The organism is Streptomyces sp. ISL-94, assembly GCF_018614075.1.
In the GTDB taxonomy this organism is placed as follows: Bacteria; Actinomycetota; Actinomycetes; order Streptomycetales; family Streptomycetaceae; genus Streptomyces.
The window spans coordinates 95,057-116,065 of the sequence record NZ_JAGGOZ010000002.1; the positions used below are offsets into that span (position 1 = coordinate 95,057).

Consider the following 21,009-nt stretch of genomic DNA (forward strand, 5'->3'; position numbering starts at 1 on the left):
CATGTCCTTTCCCCTGCTGACGGTGACGGCCGCGGTGCCCGCGGCCGGTGCGATCCTCACGGCGGCCGTCCCGGCCGCCCGCCGGACCGCCGCCAAGTGGCTCGCGCTGCTCTTCTCGCTGGCGACACTGGCCCTGGCCGTGCTCGTCGCGGTCCGCTTCGAGCCGGGTGGCGACCGCTACCAGCTCACCGAATCCCGCGCCTGGATCGCCGACTTCGGCGTCCGCTACGAGCTCGGCGTGGACGGCATCGGGGTGGCGCTCATCGCGTTGACCGCGCTGCTGATCCCCTTCGTGATCGGGGCCGGCTGGCACGACGCCGACCCGCTGGAGACGTCCTCGTCCCGGTGGCGGCCGACGCAGGGCTTCTTCGCCCTGATCCTGCTGGTCGAGGCGATGGTGATCATCTCCTTCGAGGCCACCGACGTCTTCCTCTTCTACATCTTCTTCGAAGCCATGCTCATCCCGATGTACTTCCTCATCGGCGGCTTCGGGGACCGGGCACACTCCGGGTCGGACGAGAACGCGGCCGCGCAGCGCTCGTACGCGGCGGTCAAGTTCCTCCTCTACAACCTGGTCGGCGGCCTGATCATGCTGGCCGCGGTCATCGGGCTCTACGTGGTCGCCGGGAACTTCTCGCTCCAGGAGATCGCCGATGCCCGCGCAGCGGGCACGCTGGACATGGCGACCAACACCGAGCGGCTGCTCTTCCTCGGCTTCTTCTTCGCCTTCGCGGTGAAGGCCCCGCTGTGGCCGCTGCACACCTGGCTGCCGAACGCGATGGGCGAGGCCACCGCCCCGGTCGCGGTCCTGATCACCGCGGTCGTCGACAAGGTCGGCACCTTCGCAATGCTCCGCTTCTGCCTCGGGCTCTTCCCCGAGGCGAGCAAGTGGGCCACGCCGGTGATCCTGGTCCTGGCCCTGATCAGCATCGTCTACGGCGCGCTGGTCGCGGTCGGGCAGCGCGACATCAAGCGGCTGGTCGCCTACGCCTCGATCTCGCACTTCGGCTTCATCATCCTGGGCATCTTCGCGATGACCTCCCAGGGGCAGTCCGGGGCGACGCTCTACATGGTCAACCACGGGATCTCGACCGCCGCGCTGATGCTGGTGGCCGGCTTCCTGATCTCGCGGCGCGGCTCGCGGCTCATCGCCGACTACGGCGGCGTCCAGAAGGTGGCCCCGGTCCTCGCCGGCACCTTCCTGATCGGCGGCCTCGCCACCCTCTCACTGCCGGGGCTCGCCCCCTTCGTCAGTGAATTCCTGGTCCTGGTGGGCACCTTCGCCCGGTACCCGGTCGTCGGCATCATCGCCACCATCGGCATCGTGCTGGCCGCGCTCTACACCCTGGTGCTCTACCAGCGCACGATGACCGGCCCCGTGAAGGAGGAGGTCCGCACCATGCCGGACCTGCGCCTGCGGGAGGTGCTGGTGGTCGCCCCGCTGATCGCGCTGCTGATCGGGCTGGGCGTGTACCCGAAGGTGCTGACCGACATCGTCAACCCGGCGGTGGAGCACACCATGTCGGACGTGAAGCAGACGGACCCCAAGCCCGAGGTCGACGTCGAAGCCAAGAACGGGGAGGCGGCGAAGTGAGCACGATGACTGCTGCCCACAGCCTGTGGACACTCGCGGCCGCCGCACCGGTCGACCGCATCCCGGCACCGAAGATCGAGTACGCACAGCTCGCGCCCACGCTGATCGTGGTGGGCGCGGCGGTCCTCGGAGTCCTCGTCGAGGCCTTCGTACCGCGCAAGTTCCGTTACTACGTCCAGGTGTTCCTCGCAGTCGCCGCGCTGGCCTCGGCCTTCGCGGCGGTCGTCGGACTCGCGGCCGGCGGGTACGGGTCGACCAAGGCCCACATCGCGGCGATGGGCGCCATCGCCGTCGACGGCCCGGCGCTGTTCCTGCAGGGCACCATCCTGCTGGCCTCGATCGTCGCGGTCTTCACCTTCGCCGAGCGGCGGCTCGACCCGGCGGCCCACGGCAACCGGGTGGACTCCTTCGCCGCGCAGGCGGCCTCCGTGCCGGGCAGCGAGAGCGAGAAGGCCGCCGTCAAGGCGGGTTTCGCCACCACCGAGGTCTTCCCGCTGGTCCTGTTCGCGATCTCCGGGATGCTGATCTTCCCGGCGGCCGACGACCTGCTGACCCTGTTCATCGCGCTGGAGGTCTTCTCCCTCCCGCTGTACCTGCTCTGCGCCGTCGCCCGCCGCCAGCGGCTGATGTCACAGGAGGCCGCGGTGAAGTACTTCCTGCTGGGCGCCTTCTCCTCCGCCTTCCTCCTCTTCGGCATCGCGCTGCTCTACGGGTACGCGGGCTCGGTCTCGTACGCGGTCATCGCCGACGTGGTCGACGGCACGGTCGCGAGGATCGACCCGGCGCTGGCCTCCACCATGGGCAACGACGCGCTGCTGCTGATCGGCGGCGCGCTGATCCTGATGGGCCTGCTCTTCAAGGTCGGCGCGGTCCCCTTCCACATGTGGACCCCGGACGTCTACCAGGGCGCCCCGACCCCGGTCACCGGCTTCATGGCGGCGGCGACGAAGGTGGCCGCCTTCGGTGCGCTGCTGCGGCTGCTCTACGTGGTCCTGCCGGGGCTGCGGTGGGACTGGCGGCCGGTGATGTGGGCGGTGGCGATCGTCACGATGCTGGCGGGCGCGGTGATCGCCGTGACCCAGACGGACGTCAAGCGGCTGCTGGCGTACTCCTCGATCGCGCACGCGGGCTTCATCCTGGCCGGTGTGATCGCGACCTCGGCGGAGGGCGTCAAGTCCGTCCTCTTCTACCTGGGCGCGTACTCCTTCGTGACGATCGGCGCCTTCGCGGTGGTCACGCTGGTGCGGGACGCCGGCGGCGAGGCCACGCACCTGTCCAAGTGGGCCGGTCTGGGGCGCCGTTCGCCGCTGACGGCGGCGGTGTTCGCCGTCTTCCTGCTGGCCTTCGCGGGCATCCCGCTGACCTCCGGCTTCGCCGGCAAGTTCGCGGTCTTCAAGGCGGCGGCGGAGGGCGGCGCCGGGGCGCTGGTCGTGGTCGGTGTCATCTCGTCCGCGATCGCCGCGTTCTTCTACATCCGGGTGATCGTCCTGATGTTCTTCAGCGAGCCGAAGGCCGACGGCCCGACGGTGGCCGTCCCCTCGCCGCTGACGATGACCACCATCGCGGTGGGCGTCGCGGTCACGCTGGTCCTGGGTGTGGCTCCGCAGTACTTCCTGGACCTGGCGGGGCAGGCGAGCACGTTCGTCCGCTGACCGGTCCGCAGCACGGGCGAGGCCCGGCCCCTTCGACAGGGGGCCGGGCCCTTCGCCGTCTGCGGGGCTATTCGGGTCGCCGCCGCGTCGGCATGATCGTGGTGAGGTCCAGGTCGACGGGGAACGGGACGTCGACCTTCAGCCGGTTGTGGAAGATACCCGAGGCGACGTAGGTGCCGGTGACCGGTTCGCGTTCGAATACGTACACGACGGCCCGGCCGTCCTGGTTCTCGACACGCCAGTAGTGCGGGATCCCGGCCCGGGCGTACTTGACCGGCTTGGTCTCCCGGTCGCGGGTGACCGACTCGGGAGACGTGACCTCGACCGCGAGCAGGACCGCCTCGGCAGCGAACCTTGTCTGTGCCAGGTCGGTGAGCACGTCCTCACGGCACACGATGACATCGGGCTCGGGCCGGTTGAGCCGGTCGATGTCGATGGTGAACTCCCGGAGGACTTCCAGGCCGTCCGGGACCACCGCCTCGAGTTGCCGCTCGAAAAAGCTGATCGCTCGTGCATGGAAGAGGGTCTGCGGACTCACGAAAACCAGGCTCCCGTCGATCAGCTCCGTGTGAGGAGGCAGATTCGGAAGCGTGTCCAGGTCGTCGGCAGTCCAGCCGCCCGCGGGCGGGATCGGCCAGCTGTGTTCCGGGTTCATCAGTGCTCCCATGAGCCGGAGTCTCGCGAGTCCGACCAGCGTAGCGCCGGGGATTCCCGGGAAAGTCGCTCTTATGGGTGAGTCATATGCCCGGGGCACTTGATTGCCGTGTTCCAGTTGTGGAAGGGTCCCGCCGGGTTGTCCTTGTAGGCCCACATGTGGAGGTCGAAGTGGACCGGCATGCCCGGTTCGTGGCCCGGCATCGGGCCGTCGAAGGGGAGGCCGAACATCGTGGGGCGGCCGGCCTGGGTGGTCAGGTTCTGGTCCGGGTCGGAGACCATCCACTCCACGGCGTAGAGCTTGCGGCCGCCGCCCGGGCCCTCCTCCGGGCCGTAGATCAGGGCCGTCGGCTTCGTCGGGTCCGTTGAGCCCCAGCGCGACCAGTTCATGTAGTGGTAGCCCATCGCGCCGGGGCCCCGCTTGTTGGTCAGGCACACATCCGTGCGGGCGTAGCCGTCCTTGACGGCCGCGCTCTCGTCCGCGTACTTCGCCGTCACCCGGTAGGCCGTCGCCACGTCGAGCATCGCCTGACGGTCGGTCGGATCGGGCGCCGGGCCGTCCACGGCCCGGGCCGCGGGGAGGGCGGCGAGGGCTATGGACGCGGCGGCGGCGCAGGTCAAGGCAGCCTTGAGGGGACGGGGGGACATGGGGGGCTCCTGCCGTTCGAGGGCTTTCGTCCACCATCCCGGGGCGGCCCGGCCCCTGCACGCGGCACGCCCCCAAACGGGGGCCGGACACCGCCTAGGCGCGGGACGCGTACGCGCGGACGTCCGCGTCCGGGTCGGTGACCGCCGAGGCGAGGGCGGCGCGGGCCTCCTCGGTGGCGCGGTGGGCCGGCAGGGCGAGGACCGCCGCCTTGCGGACGTCCGCGTTGGCGTCGGCCAGGGCGCCGGCCAGCGGCGGTACGGCCGTCTGCGGCGCGGCGGCCGACAGCGCGGCCGCCGCGCCCGCCCGGACCTGCCAGGCCGGATCAGCCAGCCCCCTCACGGCGGCGCGGGCGTACGGGGCGGGGCAGACGGCGCGCGGGCAAGGCTGTGACCTGCGGTTTCGGCGGGGCGACGGAAAGATCCGCCACCCCGCCGACCAAAGGGTGGACTACCTGGATCCCACGATGCGGCCGGTGACCTCGCCGAGGCCCACGCGGGTGCCGTCGGCCCCGGGGGCCCACGCGGTGAGGGTGACGGTGTCCCCGTCCTCCAGGAAGGTGCGCTTGCCGTCGGCGAGTTCGATGGCGTCGCGGCCGTTCCAGGTGAGCTCCAGCAGCGAGCCGCGCTGGCCGGTCTCGGGGCCGCTGACGGTGCCGGAGCCGTACACGTCACCCGTGCGCAGGGAGGCGCCGTTGACGGTCATGTGCGCGAGCTGCTGCGCCGCGGTCCAGTACATGGAGGCGAACGGCGGCTGCGCCACCTCCTGGCCGTTGATGGAGACGGTGATGCGCAGGTCGAAGCCGCCGGGGCGGTCGACGGCGGAGTCGTCCAGGTAGGGCAGGAGGGGGAAGTCCCGGACCGGCGGGGCGACCCGGGCGGCGTCCAGGGCCTCCAGCGGGGTCACCCAGGCGGAGACGGAGGTGGCGAAGGACTTGCCGAGGAAGGGGCCGAGCGGCACGTACTCCCAGGCCTGGATGTCGCGCGCCGACCAGTCGTTGAGGAGGAAGAGCCCGAAGACGTGGTCCTCGAAGTCGCCCAGCGCCACCGGGCGGCCCAGCTCGGAGGGCGTGCCGACGACGAAGCCGACCTCGGCCTCGATGTCGAGCTTCACGGACGGGCCGAAGACGGGCGCGGGGTCGGTGGGCGCCTTGCGCTGCCCGCAGGGCCGTACGACGTCGGTCCCGGAGACCACGATCGTGCCGGACCGGCCGTGGTAACCGATGGGCAGGTGCTTCCAGTTGGGCGTGAGCGCGTCCCCGTCCGGCCGGAAGATCCGCCCGACGTTGGTGGCGTGGTGCTCGCTCGCGTAGAAGTCGACGTAGTCGGCGACCTCGTACGGCAGGTGCAGGGTGACGGCGTCCAGCGGCGTGAGGTGCGGCTCCACCGTGGGGCGGTGGCCGGGGTCGGTGACCCAGGCGGTCAGCGCGCGGCGCACGTCGCGCCAGGCGGTGCGCCCGGCGGCGAGCAGCGGATTGAGCGAGGACTGCCCGAGCAGCCCGGCGTACGGGGACCCGAGCGCGATGGCAGCGGCCCCCGCGTCGAGGACGTGTCCGCCGATCCGCACACCGATCCGGCGGCGGCCGTCCTGCGCGGTCGAGAAGACGCCGTACGGGAGGTTGTGCGGCCCGAACGGGTCGCCCTCGGGGACATCGAGGGGGCTCTGCTGGGGCATGGGGTACTGCCTCGCTTTCGACGCGGCCCGGGGGTGTCCCGGGGGCTGGTTGACACGTTACGTGGCAGGTGGGGCCTGCGGGAGGCCGGATTCGGGCGCTATTTGTAGGACTTGTCCAAGGGGGTCCGTATCCTTGGCGCCGTGACTTCCGCCCCGCCTCCGGCCCTCCCCTACGCCTTGATCGCCACTGACCTGGACGGGACTCTGCTGCGCGCCGGTGACACCGTCTCCGCCCGCTCGTACGCGGCGCTCGCCACGGCCCGCGCGGCCGGCGCCCAGCACATCATCGTCACCGGCCGTCCCGTTCCGCAGGTCCGGCACGTCCTGGAGGACCTCGGCTACACGGGGCTCGCGGTGTGCGGGCAGGGCGCGCAGGTGTACGACGCGGCGCGCGGGCGCCTGCTGCACTCCGTGTCCATGGACCGGGGGCTGGCCGAGGTGGCCCTCGGCAAGATCGAGGCGGAGATCGGCGAGGTCTACGCGGCGGTCAACCAGGAGGGGATCGACGCGGAGATGCTGATGGGCCCGGGCTACCGGATGTGGCACCCGCACCTGCCGACGGTGCGGGTGCCGAGCCGGTCGGACCTGTGGTCGGCCCCGATCAACAAGGTGCTGCTCCAGCATCCGCGGCTGGACGACGACGAGCTGACGCGGGTGGCGCGGGCGGTGGTCGGGGACCTCGTCAACGTGACGATGGCGGGGGAGCACACGGTGGAACTCCAGCCGCCGGGGATCGACAAGGCCAGCGGTCTCGTGCGGGCCGCGTCCGCGCTTGGGGTGCCGGCGTCCGGGACGATCGCCTTCGGCGACATGCCGAACGACATCCCGATGTTCGCCTGGGCGGCCCACGGGGTGGCGATGGCGAACGCCCACCGCGAGCTGGTGGCTGTCGCCGACGAGGTGACCCTGTCCAACGAGGCGGACGGCATCGCGGTGGTCCTGGAGCGGCTGTTCGCCTGACCGCCGCCTTCCCGGGGCTCCGCCCCGGACCCCGCGCCTCAAACGCCGGCGAGGCTGGATGTGGCTGACCTCCCCTGCCAAGTACTGCCGAGCGGGCTTCTGTGACCCGCACCCGGGCGTCTACGCCGGACAAACCCAGCCCCGCCGGCGTTTGAGGCGCGGGGTGCGGGGCGGAGCCCCGGATCTTTGGCCCGCACCCGGGCGTCTGCGCCGGGCACATGCAGCCCCGCCGGCGTTTGAGGCGCGGGGTCTGGGGCGGAGCCCCAGGGCCGCCCGCCAGGGCGGCTAACCCGCCGTGCGCGGGAGGCGGCGTTCCCACGTGCGGTGGAAGACCACCTCGGCCCCCTCCCGGCAGACGACCTCGTTCGACGTCATGAAGCCGCCCTCGTCGCACGAGATCTCGGAGCGGGTCTCGATCCGCGCGTCCCAGCCCAGCTCGGGCCGGTGCAGCCGGATCCGCCACTCCGACCGGGCCCGGGCCGACAGCGGGTCCGCGTCCTGGATCTCGTACGACTCGGTGCCGTCCTCGCCCCACTCCAGCCCGTCCGGATACACCCGCGAGCCCCGCGAGCCCCCGTACCGCGGGGCCACCTCCAGCCGCCACGTCCCGCGCGCGACATCCCGTACGACCACCCGCTCCGGACGCGGTTCGTCCAGCGTCTCCGGGAAGACCACCCCCAGCGGTTCCGACTGCTCCGGAGCCTCGAAGATGATCCCCTCGTCCGAGGGGGACGGCGCCCGCACCGGCAGGGTCAGCTCGCTGCCCGCAGGGTCCAGGGTCCAGCCCGCCTCCGAGCCGGCCCGCGGCCAGATCCACGGCCAGTAGGCGGAGGACAGGGCCAGCCGGATGCGGTGGCCCGGCGCGAAGGCGTGGCCGATGCCGTTCAGCTCGAAGGTGACGTCCTCGTACGAGCCCACCGGCCACGGCACCGCCCGGTCCCGCCCCTCCCGGGCGGAGAGGTTCAGCGCGCCCCGCGTCACCAGCGTCGACGACCCGTCCGGGGCCACATCGCACAGCCGGGCCACGACCTGCCCGTACGGCACGTCCAGCCGCAGCCGCACGGTCACCGAGGGCCGCCCCAGGATCTCCACCGGCTCCCCCTGCGCCACCGGGAACTCGAAGCAGGCCGACTTCGCGTCCTCCTCCCGCTGGTCCGGCGGCAGGTCCGCTTCGTTGCCGAAGGGGAAGAACCGCCCCGCGTCGAGCCCGGTGTGCTGCGGGGAGGCGACGGCCACCGGCGCGCCCTGGAGCCCGTACACGACGGGGATGACCGACGCCGAGGGCCAGGCCTTGTCCCCGACCCACCGGCCCGGCAGCTCCTGGTACACCGTCGCAGGCGGGTGGGAGTCGCTGATCCAGGAGCGGAGCAGCGGTTCGTCCATCACGCCGTTGTCCACGCCCTTGAGCCAGTGGTCCCACCAGCGCAGGGTCTCCTGGAGGAAGCCGATCGCCGGCCCCGGCGGCAGCCCGCGGTCCGGGTACTGGTGGGACCAGGGTCCGATCAGCCCCCGCACCCGGGCGGGCGGCAGGTGCTCCACCAGCCGCAGCACGGTGTCCCGGTAGGGGTCGTGCCAGCCGCCCACCGCGAGCACCGCCGCACCGATCGCCGCGTAGTCCTCGCAGACGCTGCCGTGGCGCCAGTAGCCGTCGCGGGTCTGGTGCGACAGCCACGTGTGGACCAGGGGTTCCACGGCGTCCAGCCGGTCCAGCCAGCCACTGCTGCCGCCAGCGCTCGCCCGCGTACAGCGGGTCCGGCGGGCGCGAGGCGTAGGCCAGCATGGCGGCCGCCCACGCGTGCATGTCCACGGCCAGCACCGAGCCGCCCATGTAGTGCACGTCGTTGTCGTACCGGTCGTCGCTGGAGCAGACGGTGACGACCGCCTTCAGCGGCTCGGGGGCCAGCGCGGCGATCTGGAGGCTGTTGAAGCCGCCCCAGGAGATCCCGAACATCCCCACCGAGCCCGTGCACCACGGCTGCGCGGCCAGCCACCGCACCACCGCGACCCCGTCGGCGAGCTCGCGGGCGTCGTACTCGTCGCCGGGCAGGCCGCCGCTGCACCCGTGGCCGCGTACGTCCACCCGAACGGAGGCGTAGCCGTGCCCCGCGTACCAGGGGTGGCGCTGCCAGTCGCGGGGCGCGGTCCCGTCGGTGAGCCGGTACGGGAGGTACTCCAGCAGCGCCGGCACGGGCTCGTCGGTCACCGGGCGCCAGACGCGGGCGTACAGCTCGACGCCGTCGGCCAGCGGGATCCGGACATCCTCGCGGGTGGTCTCGTACGGGAAATCGGTGCGAATGATCATCGGAATCCGTTCGCCAATCGCCTGAGGCCTCAGTGGACGGGGTGCCTGGTGCGCCGATCGGCGGGTTCCTCCGCATCGGTCACAGTTCTGGACAAAGCGCATTCTCCGGTCGTTTCGGCTCCTGGAGAACATACCGGTGCGCTTCGGGCGATGCGTGGGTGGCGACCGGACAGGCGCTCTCGGTGATCGAAAACAGACCCGATACGCTGGCTTGAGTGATGGCAGCGACACATCGACAATCCAGGTGATCGTCAGCGTGATCGTCAGCAGACAGGAGTACCCCTCGTGACCGTCGTCGGGCCGTTCGGACTGAGCGTGCGGGACCAGGCTCTTGAGACCGATGTCCAGGCCGGACTGGCCGCCGTCGAGGCGGGTCTGCTGGAAGCCACCAAGAGCGAAGTCCCCTTCATCACCGATGCCGCACAGCACCTGGTGCGTGCCGGAGGAAAGCGGTTCCGGCCGCTGCTGGTGATGCTCGCGTCCCGATTCGGCGATCCGCACGCGCCCGGAATCGTGCCCTCCGCCGTGGTGGTGGAGCTCACGCACCTGGCGACCCTCTACCACGACGACGTCATGGACGAGGCGGACGTCCGCCGCGGAGTGGCCAGCGCCAACGCCCGCTGGGGCAACTCGGTGGCCGTCCTGACGGGTGACTTCCTCTTCGCCCGCGCCTCGCACATCCTGGCCGACCTCGGACCCGAGGCCGTACGCATCCAGGCCGAGGCCTTCGAGCGGCTGGTGACCGGCCAGATCCTGGAGACGGCCGGCCCGCGCGACGGCCGCGACCCGGTCGCGCACTACCTCGACGTCATCGCCGGCAAGACCGGCTCGCTGATCGCCGTCTCCGGCCGCTTCGGCGCGCTGATGGCCGGCGCCGACGAGTCGGTCGTCGACATCCTGACCCAGTACGGCGAGCGGCTCGGCACCGCCTTCCAGCTCGCCGACGACGTCCTGGACATCGCCTCCGACGCGCACGAGTCCGGCAAGACCCCGGGCACCGACCTGCGCGAGGGCATCCCCACCCTGCCCGTGCTGCGGCTGCGCGAGATGGCCGCCCGCGACGGGCGGGCGGAGGACCTGGAGCTCGTGGCGCTCCTGGACGGCGACCTGACGGACGACGCCCGCCACGCCGAGGTGCTGACCCGGCTGCGCGCCCACCCCGCCCTGGAGCAGGCCCGCCGCGACACGATCCGCTACGCCGAGGACGCGCGGGCCACGCTCGCGCCGCTGCCGGAGTGCTTCGCGAAGTCGGCTCTGGAGGAGCTGTGCGACGCGGTGGTGCACCGGGCCGGCTGACGCCGCGTCCGGTACGGCCGCTGCGATGGCCGTTGTGACGGCCTCTGCCACCGCTGCCGCCTCTGCCCCACACGACTATGGAACGGGCCCTTCCGCCCCTCGACCCCTAGGGGGCGGGGCAGGAGGGCCCGTTCCGTGTCATCCCACGGTCGTACGCGCAGTTGCTTCCGCGGGCTGACGCCCGCGCGCCGCCGATTTGGTCAGATGGAGTCATCAACCCCACCAGATCGGGTGAGCGCGGCGACACGGGGGTCGCCGCCGTCGACACAGAGGGCAGGGCACTGACATGGCAGCGAACACGAAGACTTCTCGCAAGGTCGCCCGGTACGCCGTACCGCTCGCGGTGGCAGGTGTGGCCGCGGCGACCGTCGCGATGGTCCCGGCCTTCGCCAACGCCGGCGGACCCGACCTGCCGAAGGTGTCGGCGCAGCAGCTGATCGAGAAGATCGCGGCCTCGGACGTACAGGAGCTGTCCGGCACGGCCCGGATCAGCACCGACCTGGGCCTGCCCAAGATCGCGACCGGCCTGCTCGGCGGCGGTGGCGTCGCGACCGGCTCCGCCAATCCGGAGGAGAAGGTGGCGCAGCTGGCGTCCGGTACGCACACCTTCCGTGTCGCCGCCGACGGCCCGGACCGACAGAAGCTCACCTTCCTGGACGGCAAGGACGAGTACAGCCTCGTCCACAACGGCGACGACGTGTGGGGCTACGCCTCCAAGTCGAACGAGGTCTTCCACGAGAAGAACGCGGGACAGGGCGAGCACAAGGCGGACGACCGGCTCGCCGCCTCGCCGCAGCAGCTGGCCCAGGACGTCCTGAAGGCCGCCGGCCCGACTACGGACGTCAGCGTCGGCGATACCGCGCAGGTGGCCGGGCGGGACGCCTACCAGCTGGTGCTCAAGCCCAAGCAGAGCGGTTCCACGGTCGGTTCGGTCCAGATCGCGGTGGACGCCAAGAACGGCGTGCCGCTGCGCGTGCAGCTGCTCTCCTCCCAGGGCGGCAAGCCGATCGTGGACGCGGGCTTCACCAAGGTGGAGTTCGCCAAGCCGTCCGCCGACACCTTCGCCTTCACCCCGCCCAAGGGCGCGAAGGTGACCGAGGGCGCTGACGGCGTCGGCGAGAAGGGCAAGGAGCACGGCAAGGGCAAGGAAGCGGAGCACTGGCAGGCTCTGGAGTCCTTCCCGGGCCTGGGCGGCCTGACGGCCGGAGCCGACGGCAAGGGCGAGGTCAAGGTGCTCGGCGAGGGATGGGCCACGGTCGCGCAGCTCGACACGGGCGCGGGCAAGGGCCTCAAGGATCTGGAGAGCGACAAGAACGCCCCGAAGGAGGCCAAGCAGTTCCTGAGCTCGCTCGGGGACAAGGTCACCGGGAAGTTCGGCGAAGGCCGGGTCCTGTCGACCCGCCTGGTCAACGCCCTGGTCACCGACGACGGCAAGGTCTACGTCGGCGCGGTCACCAAGGAGCAGCTGGTGAAGACGGCCGACGCCGCCGCGAAGTAGCCAGGACGTAGCCAGGACGTAGCCGTGAAGTAGCCGCAATACCGGCGCAATCGGCACACAAGGGTGGCCCGGGACCTGTGTCCCGAGCCACCCTTCTGTCGTTCCCCGCCTGTGTACAGCACCCCCGCTGTACGGTGGATGCCATGTCGAGACACGTCACCATCCGCCTGGACGAAGAGTTCCACGAACGCCTGAAGGCGCGCGCGGCGGCGCTGGGGACGACGGTCACCGCACTGATCACCGAGGTCACGGAACGCGAACTGGACGACGACCGGAAGAACTTTCTGTCCGGCATCGAGGAGTTCGCCGACCACTGGGGCTACTTCCAGGAGCGGTTCGGCAATTGAAGATCACCATGGAGTGGGCCTGGACCGCTCTGGCCCACCATCTCCCGTCCGATCCCGCCGTATGGGACCCCTCCGGGGTGGCCGCCGCGGTCGCCCGACACCAGAACGACCTCGTCCTGGTGCCCGAACAGCCCGCCCCGGACACCGCGTGGCGGGCCGCCGCGTTTCTGCACACCCTCGCGGTGTGCCCGGCGCTGGAATCCCCGATGAACGAGTTCTACGCGGCCGCCGCGACCCGCTCGTACCTGCGCGTGGCCGGGGCCAAGCAGCTGCCCTCGCCGGAGGTGCTCGGCGATCTGGTCGAGGCGGCAAAGCTGGGCCGCGCGGACATCGGGGCGGTGGCCGAGGAGCTGCGCGCCCGGATACAGGAGCCGCAGCCTGCCTCGCTGCGGGGCGGCAGCGAGGACACGTAGCGGCCGCGCCGGCTAGAAGGTGATCTTCCAGCTGTTGATGTAGCCGGTGTCCTGCCCGGCCACGTCCTTGACCTGGAGCTTCCAGATTCCGTTGGCCACCTCGCTGGACGCGTTGACCGTGTACGAGGCGATGACGTTGTCGGCCGAGTCCGAGCTGGAGGAGTTCTTCAGCCGGTACGCCGTGCCGTCGGGGGCCAGCAGGTCGATCACCAGGTCACCGCGGTAGGTGTGGACGATGTTCACGTCGACCTTGGTGGTGGCGGGTGCGTTGCCCGTGACCCCGGAGACCGTGATCGGCGAGGTCACCGCGGCGGCCGGGGAGTCCGGGATGCTCACGTCCGTGGTGTTCTCGAAGGACGGGCCCGGCGGGACCGGCGTGGCCGCCCCGAGGTTCCAGATCGCGTACGCGATGGCGTCGGAACTGCGGTCCAGGGACGTGTCGTTGAGGTTCGACAGGCTGTCGCAGGAGGAGTGGTAGCAGGAGTCGAAGGGCTGGCCGGAGGTGCCGCCCCACTTCTGCGCCTGGGCCGCCGTCTTGGTGTAGTCGGCGCCGGAGAACAGGCCGCCTACCGGGATGCCGGCGTTCTTGAAGGGGGCGTGGTCGGAGCGGCCGTCGCCCTCCGTCTCGATCTCGGTGGCTATGCCGAGGCCCGCGTAGTAGTTCTTGAAGGTCTGCTCGATCACCGGGTCGTCGTCGTAGACGAAGTAGCCCGGGTTCGGCGAGCCGATCATGTCGAAGTTCATGTAGCCGGAGATCTTCGCCTTCTCGGCGGCCGGCAGGTTGTTGACGTAGTACTTCGAGCCGACCAGGCCCAGCTCCTCCGCCCCCCACCAGCCGAAGCGCAGGTGCTTCGTCGGCTGGAGGCCCGCCCGGGACACGGCGAGCGCGGCCTCCAGGACCGCCGCGCTGCCGGACCCGTTGTCGTTGATGCCCGCGCCGCCCGTGACCGAGTCCAGGTGCGAGCCGGACATCAGGACCGAGTTCGGGTCGCCGCCCGGCCAGTCGGCGATCAGGTTGTAGCCGGTCGCGCTGTTGTACGTGAAGGTCTGCAGCGTGGTGGTGAAACCGGCCGCGTCGAGCTTGGCCTTCACGTAGTCGATCGAGGCCTTGTAGCCGGTCCTGCCGTGGGCCCGGTTGCCGCCGTTGTTGGCGGCGATCGTCGAGAGCTGAGACAGGTGGGCCTTGACGTTGGCCAGCGGGATGTCGGGCGGCGTCGGCGCCGCAGCGGCCGCGGGGGCCGCGGCGGGGGAGGCGAGTGCGGCGGGAGTGGTGGCGGCGAACAGGCCGGCGACCGCGAAAGCGGTCACGGCAGCGAGGTGCCGGGAGACGGACAGGCTCATGTGGGGGGCTCCGGGATTCCGCGGGGATGTGACGGAACGAGTGGGGATAGAGCAGGTGAGCGTTAGCGCGTCTGTGCGAGCTTGATGTTCAGCGAGAATGTGACGCTCCGTCAAGAGTGCAATTCGGTCAAGCCTGTTCGGAAAACGGACGATCCCCGCTACGGAAGTTCCGTAGCGGGGATCGTGGAAGTCGGGTGCGCGCCTGTGGCGCCGCCCTTACGCGGGCTCGCGGGCCGGCGCCCCGACCGCGGGGGCCGGCACGTCGAGCCGGGACCGGGACCGCCGCGCCGTACGCAGCGCGTCCCAGGTCAGGAGGGCGAGCGCGGCCCAGACCAGGGAGAAGCCGGCCCAGCGCTCGGGCGGCATGGCCTCGTGGAAGTAGAGGACGCCGAGCCCGAACTGGAACACCGGGGCCATGTACTGGAGCAGCCCGAGGGTGGACAGCGGGACCCGGATCGCCGCCGCCCCGAAGAACACCAGCGGGATCGCGGTGACGAGCCCGGTCGCCGCCAGCAGCAGCGCGTGGCCGAGGCCGTGCGCGGCGAAACTGGACTGGCCCCGCGCGCCCAGCCAGAGCAGGTAGCCGAAGGCGGGCAGGAACAGCACGGCGGTCTCGGCAGTCAGCGACTCCAGCCCGCCCATGTTGAGCTTCTTCTTGATCAGTCCGTACGTCGCGAAGGAGCAGGCCAGGATCAGCGAGATCCACGGCGGCCGACCGTAGCCGATGGCGAGCACCAGAACGGCGATGAAGCTGATGGCGACCGCCGCCCACTGCACGCGGCGCAGCCGCTCACCCAGTACCAGCACGCCGATCGCGATGCTGACCAGCGGGTTGATGAAGTAGCCGAGGCTCGCCTCGACGACGTGGCCGTTGTTGACGGACCAGATGTACAGGCCCCAGTTCACGCTGATCACCGAGGCGGCCAGCGCGGTCAGCCCCAGCTTGCGGGGCTGGCGCACCAGCTCCCGTATCCAGCCCCAGCGGCGCAGCGCGAGCAGCGCCAGCCCCACCACGGCCAGGGACCACACCATGCGGTGGGCGAGGATCTCGACGGCCCCGGAGGGCATGAGCAGCGGCCAGAAGAGCGGGACGAGCCCCCACAGTCCGTATGCGCCGAATCCGTAGAGCAAACCCGTGCGCTGCTCGTTCTCCGCCTTCACGGGGCCTCCTGTACGACATCCAGCCAACCTCCATGACGGTAGCGCCGCAGGAGCCGGATGTCATGCCCGTCGGCTGGAGATACTCATGACATCCTCCGGGGCTTGCGCGACGGGGCTCAGGCGAGCGCGGTGGCGATCGCCTCGGAGACCGGGGTTGGATGTGTGTGCCGCCGTGAAGGGATGGGATGCACCGAAGCCCGGATCCGCTGGGGATCCGGGCTTCGGGGGAGCGGTGTCGTGCCGGTCAGCCGACGACGGTCCATGTGTCGTTGCCATGAAGGAGGGCGCCGAGGTCGCCCTTGCCCTTCTGGTCGATGGCGGTGTCGAGCTGGTCGGCCATCAGCGTGTCGTAGACGGGCCGCTCGACGCTGCGGAAGACCCCGATCGGGGTCTGGCGCAGGGTGTCGGGGTCGGCCAGGCGGGACAGTGCGAAGGCGGTGGTGGGGCCGGCGGCGTGCGCGTCGTGGACCAGGATCCGCGACTCGTTCTCCGCAGTGACTTCGACGACCTCCAGGTCGCCGGTGGCGGGGTTGCGGACGACGCCCTTGTGGAGGCCGGCCCCGAAGCGGATCGGCCGGCCGTGCTCCAGCCGGATCACGGCCTCCTGGGCCTGCTCGTTGTCCTTGAGGACTTCGAAGGCGCCGTCGTTGAAGATGTTGCAGTTCTGGTAGATCTCCACCAGCGCGGTGCCCTGGTGGTCGGCTGCCTGGCGCAGTACCTCGGTGAGGTGCTTGCGGTCGGAGTCGACGGTGCGGGCCACGAAGGAGGCCTCCGCTCCGATCGCGAGCGAGACCGGGTTGAAGGGCGCGTCCAGCGAGCCCATCGGGGTCGACTTGGTGATCTTGCCGAGCTCGGAGGTGGGCGAGTACTGGCCCTTGGTCAGGCCGTAGATCCGGTTGTTGAACAGCAGGATCTTGAGGTTGACGTTGCGGCGCAGGGCGTGGATGAGGTGGTTGCCGCCGATGGACAGCGCGTCGCCGTCACCCGTCACGACCCAGACCGACAGATCGCGGCGCGAGGTGGCCAGCCCGGTGGCGATGGCCGGGGCTCGGCCGTGGATGGAGTGCATTCCGTAGGTGTTCATGTAGTACGGGAAGCGGCTGGAGCAGCCGATTCCGGAGACGAAGACGATGTTCTCCTTCGCCAGCCCCAGCTCGGGCATGAACCCCTGGACGGCGGCGAGCACGGCGTAGTCGCCGCAGCCGGGACACCAGCGGACCTCCTGGTCCGACTTGAAGTCCTTCATCGACTGCTTGGCCTCGGCCTTGGGGACCAGGGACAGCAGGCGCGGGGAGTCGGTCACCTCAGTCATTGATGGCCTCCTTGAGGACCTTCGCGAGCTGCTCCGCCTTGAAGGGCATTCCGTTGACCTGGTTGTACGACTGGGCGTCGACCAAGTACTTCGCCCGGATCAGGGTGGCCAGCTGCCCGAGGTTCATCTCCGGCACCACTACCTTGTCGTAACGCCTCAGGACCTCTCCCAGATTCCTCGGGAAGGGGTTCAGGTGGCGCAGGTGGGCCTGCGCGATGGGGCTGCCGGCGAGGCGCAGCCGGCGGACGGCTGCGGTGATCGGGCCGTAGGTGGAGCCCCAGCCCAGGACGAGCGTGCGCGCCTGGTCGGGGTCGTCGACCTCCAGGTCGGGGACCAGGATGCCGTCGATCTTGGCCTGGCGGGTGCGGACCATGAGGTCGTGGTTGGCCGGGTCGTAGGAGATGTTGCCGGTGCCGTCCTGCTTCTCGATGCCGCCGATGCGGTGTTCGAGGCCGGGGGTGCCGGGCACGGCCCAGGGGCGGGCCAGGGTCTCGGGGTCCCGCTTGTAGGGCCAGAACACCTCGGTGCCGTCCGCGAGCGCGTGATTCGGGCCGGTGGCGAACTGGACCTTCAGGTCGGGCAGGTCCGCCACGTCCGGGATCCTCCAGGGCTCGGATCCGTTGGCGAGGTAGCCGTCGGAGAGCAGGAACACCGGGGTCCGGTAGGCCAGCGCGATCCGGACCGCGTCCAGGGCGGCCTCGAAGCAGTCCGCGGGGGTGCGGGGCGCGACAATCGGGACGGGCGCCTCGCCGTTGCGGCCGAACATGGCCTGCAGCAGGTCCGCCTGCTCCGTTTTGGTCGGCAGACCGGTGGACGGGCCGCCGCGCTGGATGTCCACGATCAGCAGCGGCAGCTCCAGCGAGACCGCCAGGCCGATCGTCTCCGACTTCAGCGCCACACCGGGCCCCGAGGTGGTGGTGACGCCGAGGGCGCCGCCGAAGGCCGCCCCGAGGGCCGCGCCGATGCCGGCGATCTCGTCCTCGGCCTGGAAGGTCCGTACGCCGAAGTTCTTGTGCTTGGACAGCTCGTGCAGGATGTCCGAGGCCGGGGTGATCGGGTACGAGCCCAGGTAGAGCGGCAGATCCGCCTGCCGGGCCGCCGCGATGAGCCCGTACGAGAGGGCCAGGTTCCCCGAGATGTTGCGGTAGGTGCCGGTCGGGAAGGCATGGCTGGCCGGGGCGACCTCATAGGAGACCGCGAAGTCCTCCGTCGTCTCGCCGAAGTTCCAGCCGGCCCGGAAGGCCACGATGTTCGCCTCGGCGATGTCCGGCTTCTTCGCGAACTTCTGCCGCAGGAACGCCTCCGTACCCTCCGTCGGCCGGTGGTACATCCACGACAGCAGACCCAGCGCGAACATGTTCTTGCTGCGCTCGGCCTCCTTGCGGGTCAGCCCGAAGTCCTTCAGCGCCTCCACCGTCAGCGTCGTCAGCGGGACGGGATGCAGGTTGTAGGCGTCCAGCGAGCCGTCTTCGAGGGGCGAGGTCTCGTAGCCGACCTTGGCCATGGGGCGCTTGGTGAACTCATCGGTATTGATGATGATCTCCGCGCCGCGCGGCACGTCCGCGATGTTCGCCTTCAGGGCGGCCGGGTTCATCGCGACCAGCACGTTCGGCGCGTCGCCGGGGGTCAGGATGTCGTGGTCGGCGAAGTGCAGCTGGAAGGACGACACGCCCGGGAGGGTTCCGGCGGGTGCCCGGATCTCGGCGGGGAAGTTCGGCAGTGTCGAGAGGTCGTTGCCGAAGGACGCCGTTTCCGAGGTGAACCGGTCACCGGTGAGCTGCATACCGTCACCGGAGTCACCCGCGAATCGGATGATCACACGATCGAGGCGACGTACTTCCTTGCCGCCCGGGCTCGCCGGAGTGCGCTGTCCACCGACAACCGCACCCCCAGCCCCGTCGGCCTGCTCGGCTGGGCTACTGACCTGGCTGGTCACTGAACTGGACCTCCTTCGAGGCGTGGGCACCCCCACAAGACCCACCCTACGTCCGCAGGGTGTGCATCCCAGGGGGCGGCCACATTCTGGACCGTCGGCCCGCCCCTTGAGACGGCCGACCGGTATGCCGTAACTGCCGTAACTGACAGAGTGTCAGTCGATCAAGATTTCAGGTAGGTGAGAACGGCCAGAACACGCCGGTGATCCCCCTCACTCGGCGACAGGCCGAGCTTCATGAAGATGTTGCTGACGTGCTTCTCCACCGCGCCGTCGCTGACGACCAGCTGCTTCGCCACGGCCGAATTGGTGCGGCCCTCGGCCATCAGCCCCAGCACCTCGCGCTCCCGGGGGGTCAGCCCGGCCAGCACATCCTGCTTCCGGCTGCGGCCGAGGAGCTGGGCGACGACCTCCGGGTCCAGGGCGGTACCGCCCCGGGCCACCCGTACCACCGCGTCGAGGAATTCCCGTACCTCGGCCACCCGGTCCTTGAGCAGGTACCCCACCCCGGTGCTGGAACCGGCCAGCAGCTCGGTGGCGTACTGCTCCTCCACGTACTGCGACAGCACGAGCACCCCGACCCCGGGGTAGTCGCGCCGCAGCCGTACGGCGGCCCGCACGCCCTCGTCGGTGTGCGTCGGCGGCATCCGCACATCGGCCACCACCACATCCGGCAGCGCGTCCTCCGCCGCCAGCTCCGCCACCGTCTTGATCAGGGCTTCCGCGTCCCCGACGCCCGCAACGACGTCATGCCCCCGGTCGGTCAGCAGCCGGGTCAGGCCCTCACGCAGCAGCACTGAATCCTCGGCGATGACCACCCGCACCCTGTCTTCCACGACTTTGCAGCCCCCGCGTCCACTCGTTCCCGCACCATCTGACGCAGCCAAGCATCCCAGCCTGGAGGCCGGATCAAGGCAGAGCCGGGACAACGAGTGGGCGCGCGGCGGGAGTTTTCCCTCGCGGAACGCCTCGCGGGGGCCTTGTGCGTATGAGTCAGGCCCGCCAGGGGAGCTCGGCGGTGACGGTGGTTCCGCCGCCTGCGGGGGAGTCGACGACCAGCACCCCGTCCACCGAGTCCAGCCGCTCGGCCAGCCCCGCCAGCCCCGACCCGGACCGGGTGCTCGCCCCGCCCCGCCCGTCGTCGGCGACCTGGATCAGCAGCCGCTCCCCGGACTTCCACACGTCCACCGAGGCCGACCGGGCCATGGCGTGCTTGCTGATGTTCCGGAGCAGCTCCGAGACCGTGAAGTACGCGATGCCCTCGATCGCCTCCGCCGGCCGTCCCGGGAGATCCACGGCCACCCGTACCGGCACGGCACAGCGCGAGGCCACCGCGGACAGCGCCGCGTCCAGCCCCCGGTCGGTCAGCACCGCCGGATGGATCCCGCGCGCGAGACCCCGTAGCTCCTGGAGCGCCAGCTTCACCTCCCCGTGGGCCTCGTCGACCATTGCCGTCGCGCCCTCCGGGTCCTCCAGCAGCTTCTCCTTAGCCAGGCCCAGCCCCATGGCCAGCGCCACCAGTCGCGCCTGCGCCCCGTCGTGCAGATCCCGCTCGATGCGCCGCAGGTCGGCCGCCGCGGTGTCGATCACCACGCCCCGGTCGGACTCCAGCTCGGCGATCCGCCGCTCCAGCTCGTCGGAGGGCGACAGCAGCCCCCGTACCATCGCGCGGTCCGCGTTCGCCAGCACCCGCACCACGTACGGCAGCACCGGCCACAGCACGAACAGGCCGGTCAGCGCTACCGTGAAGGTGAAGACTCCCCACGGCAGCCGGACCAGCTGGTACAGCACCGTCCGCCAGCCGACCGGATCCTTGATGCTCGTCCACAGCCAGGGGAAGAACCCGCCGGCCCGCTTCGGGCCGGGAATCGGACTGGGCTCCTCCACCCGTGCGCCCAACAGCGCCCGGGCGCGCGTCCGCTCCAGCCGTCCCAACTGCCGAGACAGATAGAGACCACATGAGAGCAGCGGAAGTCCGACCGCGGTCACGGACAGACCGCCCGTGCCGGAAACCATGACAACCGCGTAAACAAATCCGACGATCGCCACGGGAAAGTTGCTCACCAGATGAGCGATCTCCTTCCACGTCACAGCGCTGAAGACAGGTCGGACGGGGGGCGGCCGGTCGTTGTCGGCGATGCCCTGGCTGATGGTCATGCCGCCCACCCTGCCAAGGCGCGGCCGCCAGTGCCATGGGGTGGCCGGGGTGCTGTGAACGGGGGATAA

At 70.7% G+C, this 21,009-nt stretch carries 17 protein-coding genes and 1 pseudogene; 7 read left to right on the plus strand and 11 right to left on the minus strand.

Going from position 1 to position 21,009, the window contains the following annotated elements; translation table 11 throughout:
• The first annotated feature begins 1 nt into the window (after nucleotide 1).
• Together J7E94_RS00520 and nuoN are read left to right on the plus strand one after the other, a co-directional pair.
• Nucleotides 2–1,594 carry an NADH-quinone oxidoreductase subunit M gene (locus J7E94_RS00520; RefSeq protein ID WP_215011207.1) on the plus strand — a complete coding sequence of 531 codons (1,593 nt, stop codon included), beginning with the start codon at nucleotides 2–4 and terminating at the stop codon, nucleotides 1,592–1,594.
• 5 nt (nucleotides 1,595–1,599) lie between these two features.
• Nucleotides 1,600–3,246 (plus strand): NADH-quinone oxidoreductase subunit NuoN, encoded by a 1,647-nt coding sequence (gene nuoN / locus J7E94_RS00525; RefSeq protein WP_215011277.1) that lies wholly within the window; start codon nucleotides 1,600–1,602, stop codon nucleotides 3,244–3,246.
• Between the two features lie 67 nt (nucleotides 3,247–3,313).
• On the opposite strand, the gene J7E94_RS00530 is transcribed toward nuoN, so the two are convergent.
• The 4 genes from J7E94_RS00530 to fahA form a co-directional block, all read right to left on the minus strand.
• Nucleotides 3,314–3,913: a Uma2 family endonuclease gene (locus tag J7E94_RS00530; protein WP_215011209.1), complete on the minus strand. Its 600-nt coding sequence runs from the start codon at nucleotides 3,911–3,913 to the stop codon at nucleotides 3,314–3,316.
• Nucleotides 3,914–3,972: 59 nt separating this feature from the next.
• Nucleotides 3,973–4,548: a hypothetical protein gene (locus J7E94_RS00535; RefSeq protein WP_215011211.1), complete on the minus strand. Its 576-nt coding sequence runs from the start codon at nucleotides 4,546–4,548 to the stop codon at nucleotides 3,973–3,975.
• A gap of 94 nt (nucleotides 4,549–4,642) precedes the next feature.
• Nucleotides 4,643–4,888: a HEAT repeat domain-containing protein gene (locus J7E94_RS00540; protein WP_374224362.1), complete on the minus strand. Its 246-nt coding sequence runs from the start codon at nucleotides 4,886–4,888 to the stop codon at nucleotides 4,643–4,645.
• 108 nt (nucleotides 4,889–4,996) lie between these two features.
• The gene (gene fahA / locus J7E94_RS00545; protein WP_215011213.1) at nucleotides 4,997–6,220 is read right to left on the minus strand and encodes a fumarylacetoacetase; all 1,224 of its coding nucleotides are present in this window, start codon (nucleotides 6,218–6,220) and stop codon (nucleotides 4,997–4,999) included.
• A gap of 141 nt (nucleotides 6,221–6,361) precedes the next feature.
• On the opposite strand from fahA, the gene J7E94_RS00550 reads away from it, so the two are divergent.
• Nucleotides 6,362–7,180, plus strand: a complete 819-nt coding sequence (locus J7E94_RS00550) for an HAD family hydrolase (RefSeq protein ID WP_215011215.1) — start codon at nucleotides 6,362–6,364, stop codon at nucleotides 7,178–7,180.
• 285 nt (nucleotides 7,181–7,465) lie between these two features.
• Here J7E94_RS00550 and J7E94_RS00555 read toward each other — a convergent pair.
• Nucleotides 7,466–9,482 (minus strand): annotated as a pseudogene (locus J7E94_RS00555) (CocE/NonD family hydrolase).
• 285 nt (nucleotides 9,483–9,767) lie between these two features.
• Here J7E94_RS00555 and J7E94_RS00560 point away from each other — a divergent pair.
• The 4 genes from J7E94_RS00560 (at nucleotide 9,768) to J7E94_RS00575 (ending at nucleotide 13,036) form a co-directional block, all read left to right on the plus strand.
• Nucleotides 9,768–10,778: a polyprenyl synthetase family protein gene (locus tag J7E94_RS00560; protein ID WP_215011217.1), complete on the plus strand. Its 1,011-nt coding sequence runs from the start codon at nucleotides 9,768–9,770 to the stop codon at nucleotides 10,776–10,778.
• Between the two features lie 286 nt (nucleotides 10,779–11,064).
• Nucleotides 11,065–12,276, plus strand: coding sequence for a sigma-E factor regulatory protein RseB domain-containing protein (locus tag J7E94_RS00565; protein ID WP_215011219.1), 1,212 nt, complete (start codon nucleotides 11,065–11,067; stop codon nucleotides 12,274–12,276).
• A gap of 143 nt (nucleotides 12,277–12,419) precedes the next feature.
• Complete coding sequence (locus J7E94_RS00570; protein WP_251055898.1) at nucleotides 12,420–12,623, plus strand: ribbon-helix-helix domain-containing protein; 204 nt, start codon at nucleotides 12,420–12,422, stop codon at nucleotides 12,621–12,623.
• Nucleotides 12,620–13,036 (plus strand): hypothetical protein, encoded by a 417-nt coding sequence (locus J7E94_RS00575; RefSeq protein ID WP_251055899.1) that lies wholly within the window; start codon nucleotides 12,620–12,622, stop codon nucleotides 13,034–13,036. The genes J7E94_RS00570 and J7E94_RS00575 overlap by 4 nt, the downstream gene beginning before the upstream one ends.
• A gap of 12 nt (nucleotides 13,037–13,048) precedes the next feature.
• Here J7E94_RS00575 and J7E94_RS00580 read toward each other — a convergent pair whose 3' ends face one another.
• The 6 genes from J7E94_RS00580 to J7E94_RS00605 all read right to left on the minus strand — a co-directional run bounded on the left by J7E94_RS00580 (nucleotide 13,049) and on the right by J7E94_RS00605 (nucleotide 20,940).
• Complete coding sequence (locus J7E94_RS00580; protein WP_215011223.1) at nucleotides 13,049–14,377, minus strand: M28 family peptidase; 1,329 nt, start codon at nucleotides 14,375–14,377, stop codon at nucleotides 13,049–13,051.
• 216 nt (nucleotides 14,378–14,593) lie between these two features.
• Nucleotides 14,594–15,538 (minus strand): EamA family transporter RarD, encoded by a 945-nt coding sequence (gene rarD, locus J7E94_RS00585; protein WP_215011225.1) that lies wholly within the window; start codon nucleotides 15,536–15,538, stop codon nucleotides 14,594–14,596.
• Between the two features lie 244 nt (nucleotides 15,539–15,782).
• Nucleotides 15,783–16,850, minus strand: coding sequence for a 2-oxoacid:ferredoxin oxidoreductase subunit beta (locus J7E94_RS00590; RefSeq protein WP_215011227.1), 1,068 nt, complete (start codon nucleotides 16,848–16,850; stop codon nucleotides 15,783–15,785).
• Nucleotides 16,843–18,786, minus strand: a complete 1,944-nt coding sequence (locus J7E94_RS00595) for a 2-oxoacid:acceptor oxidoreductase subunit alpha (protein WP_215011229.1) — start codon at nucleotides 18,784–18,786, stop codon at nucleotides 16,843–16,845. Before J7E94_RS00595 ends, J7E94_RS00590 begins: the two co-directional genes overlap by 8 nt.
• A 161-nt stretch (nucleotides 18,787–18,947) precedes the next feature.
• Nucleotides 18,948–19,607, minus strand: a complete 660-nt coding sequence (locus J7E94_RS00600; RefSeq protein WP_308344325.1) for a response regulator transcription factor — start codon at nucleotides 19,605–19,607, stop codon at nucleotides 18,948–18,950.
• A gap of 169 nt (nucleotides 19,608–19,776) precedes the next feature.
• Nucleotides 19,777–20,940: a sensor histidine kinase gene (locus J7E94_RS00605; protein WP_215011232.1), complete on the minus strand. Its 1,164-nt coding sequence runs from the start codon at nucleotides 20,938–20,940 to the stop codon at nucleotides 19,777–19,779.
• Nucleotides 20,941–21,009 lie beyond the last annotated feature (69 nt).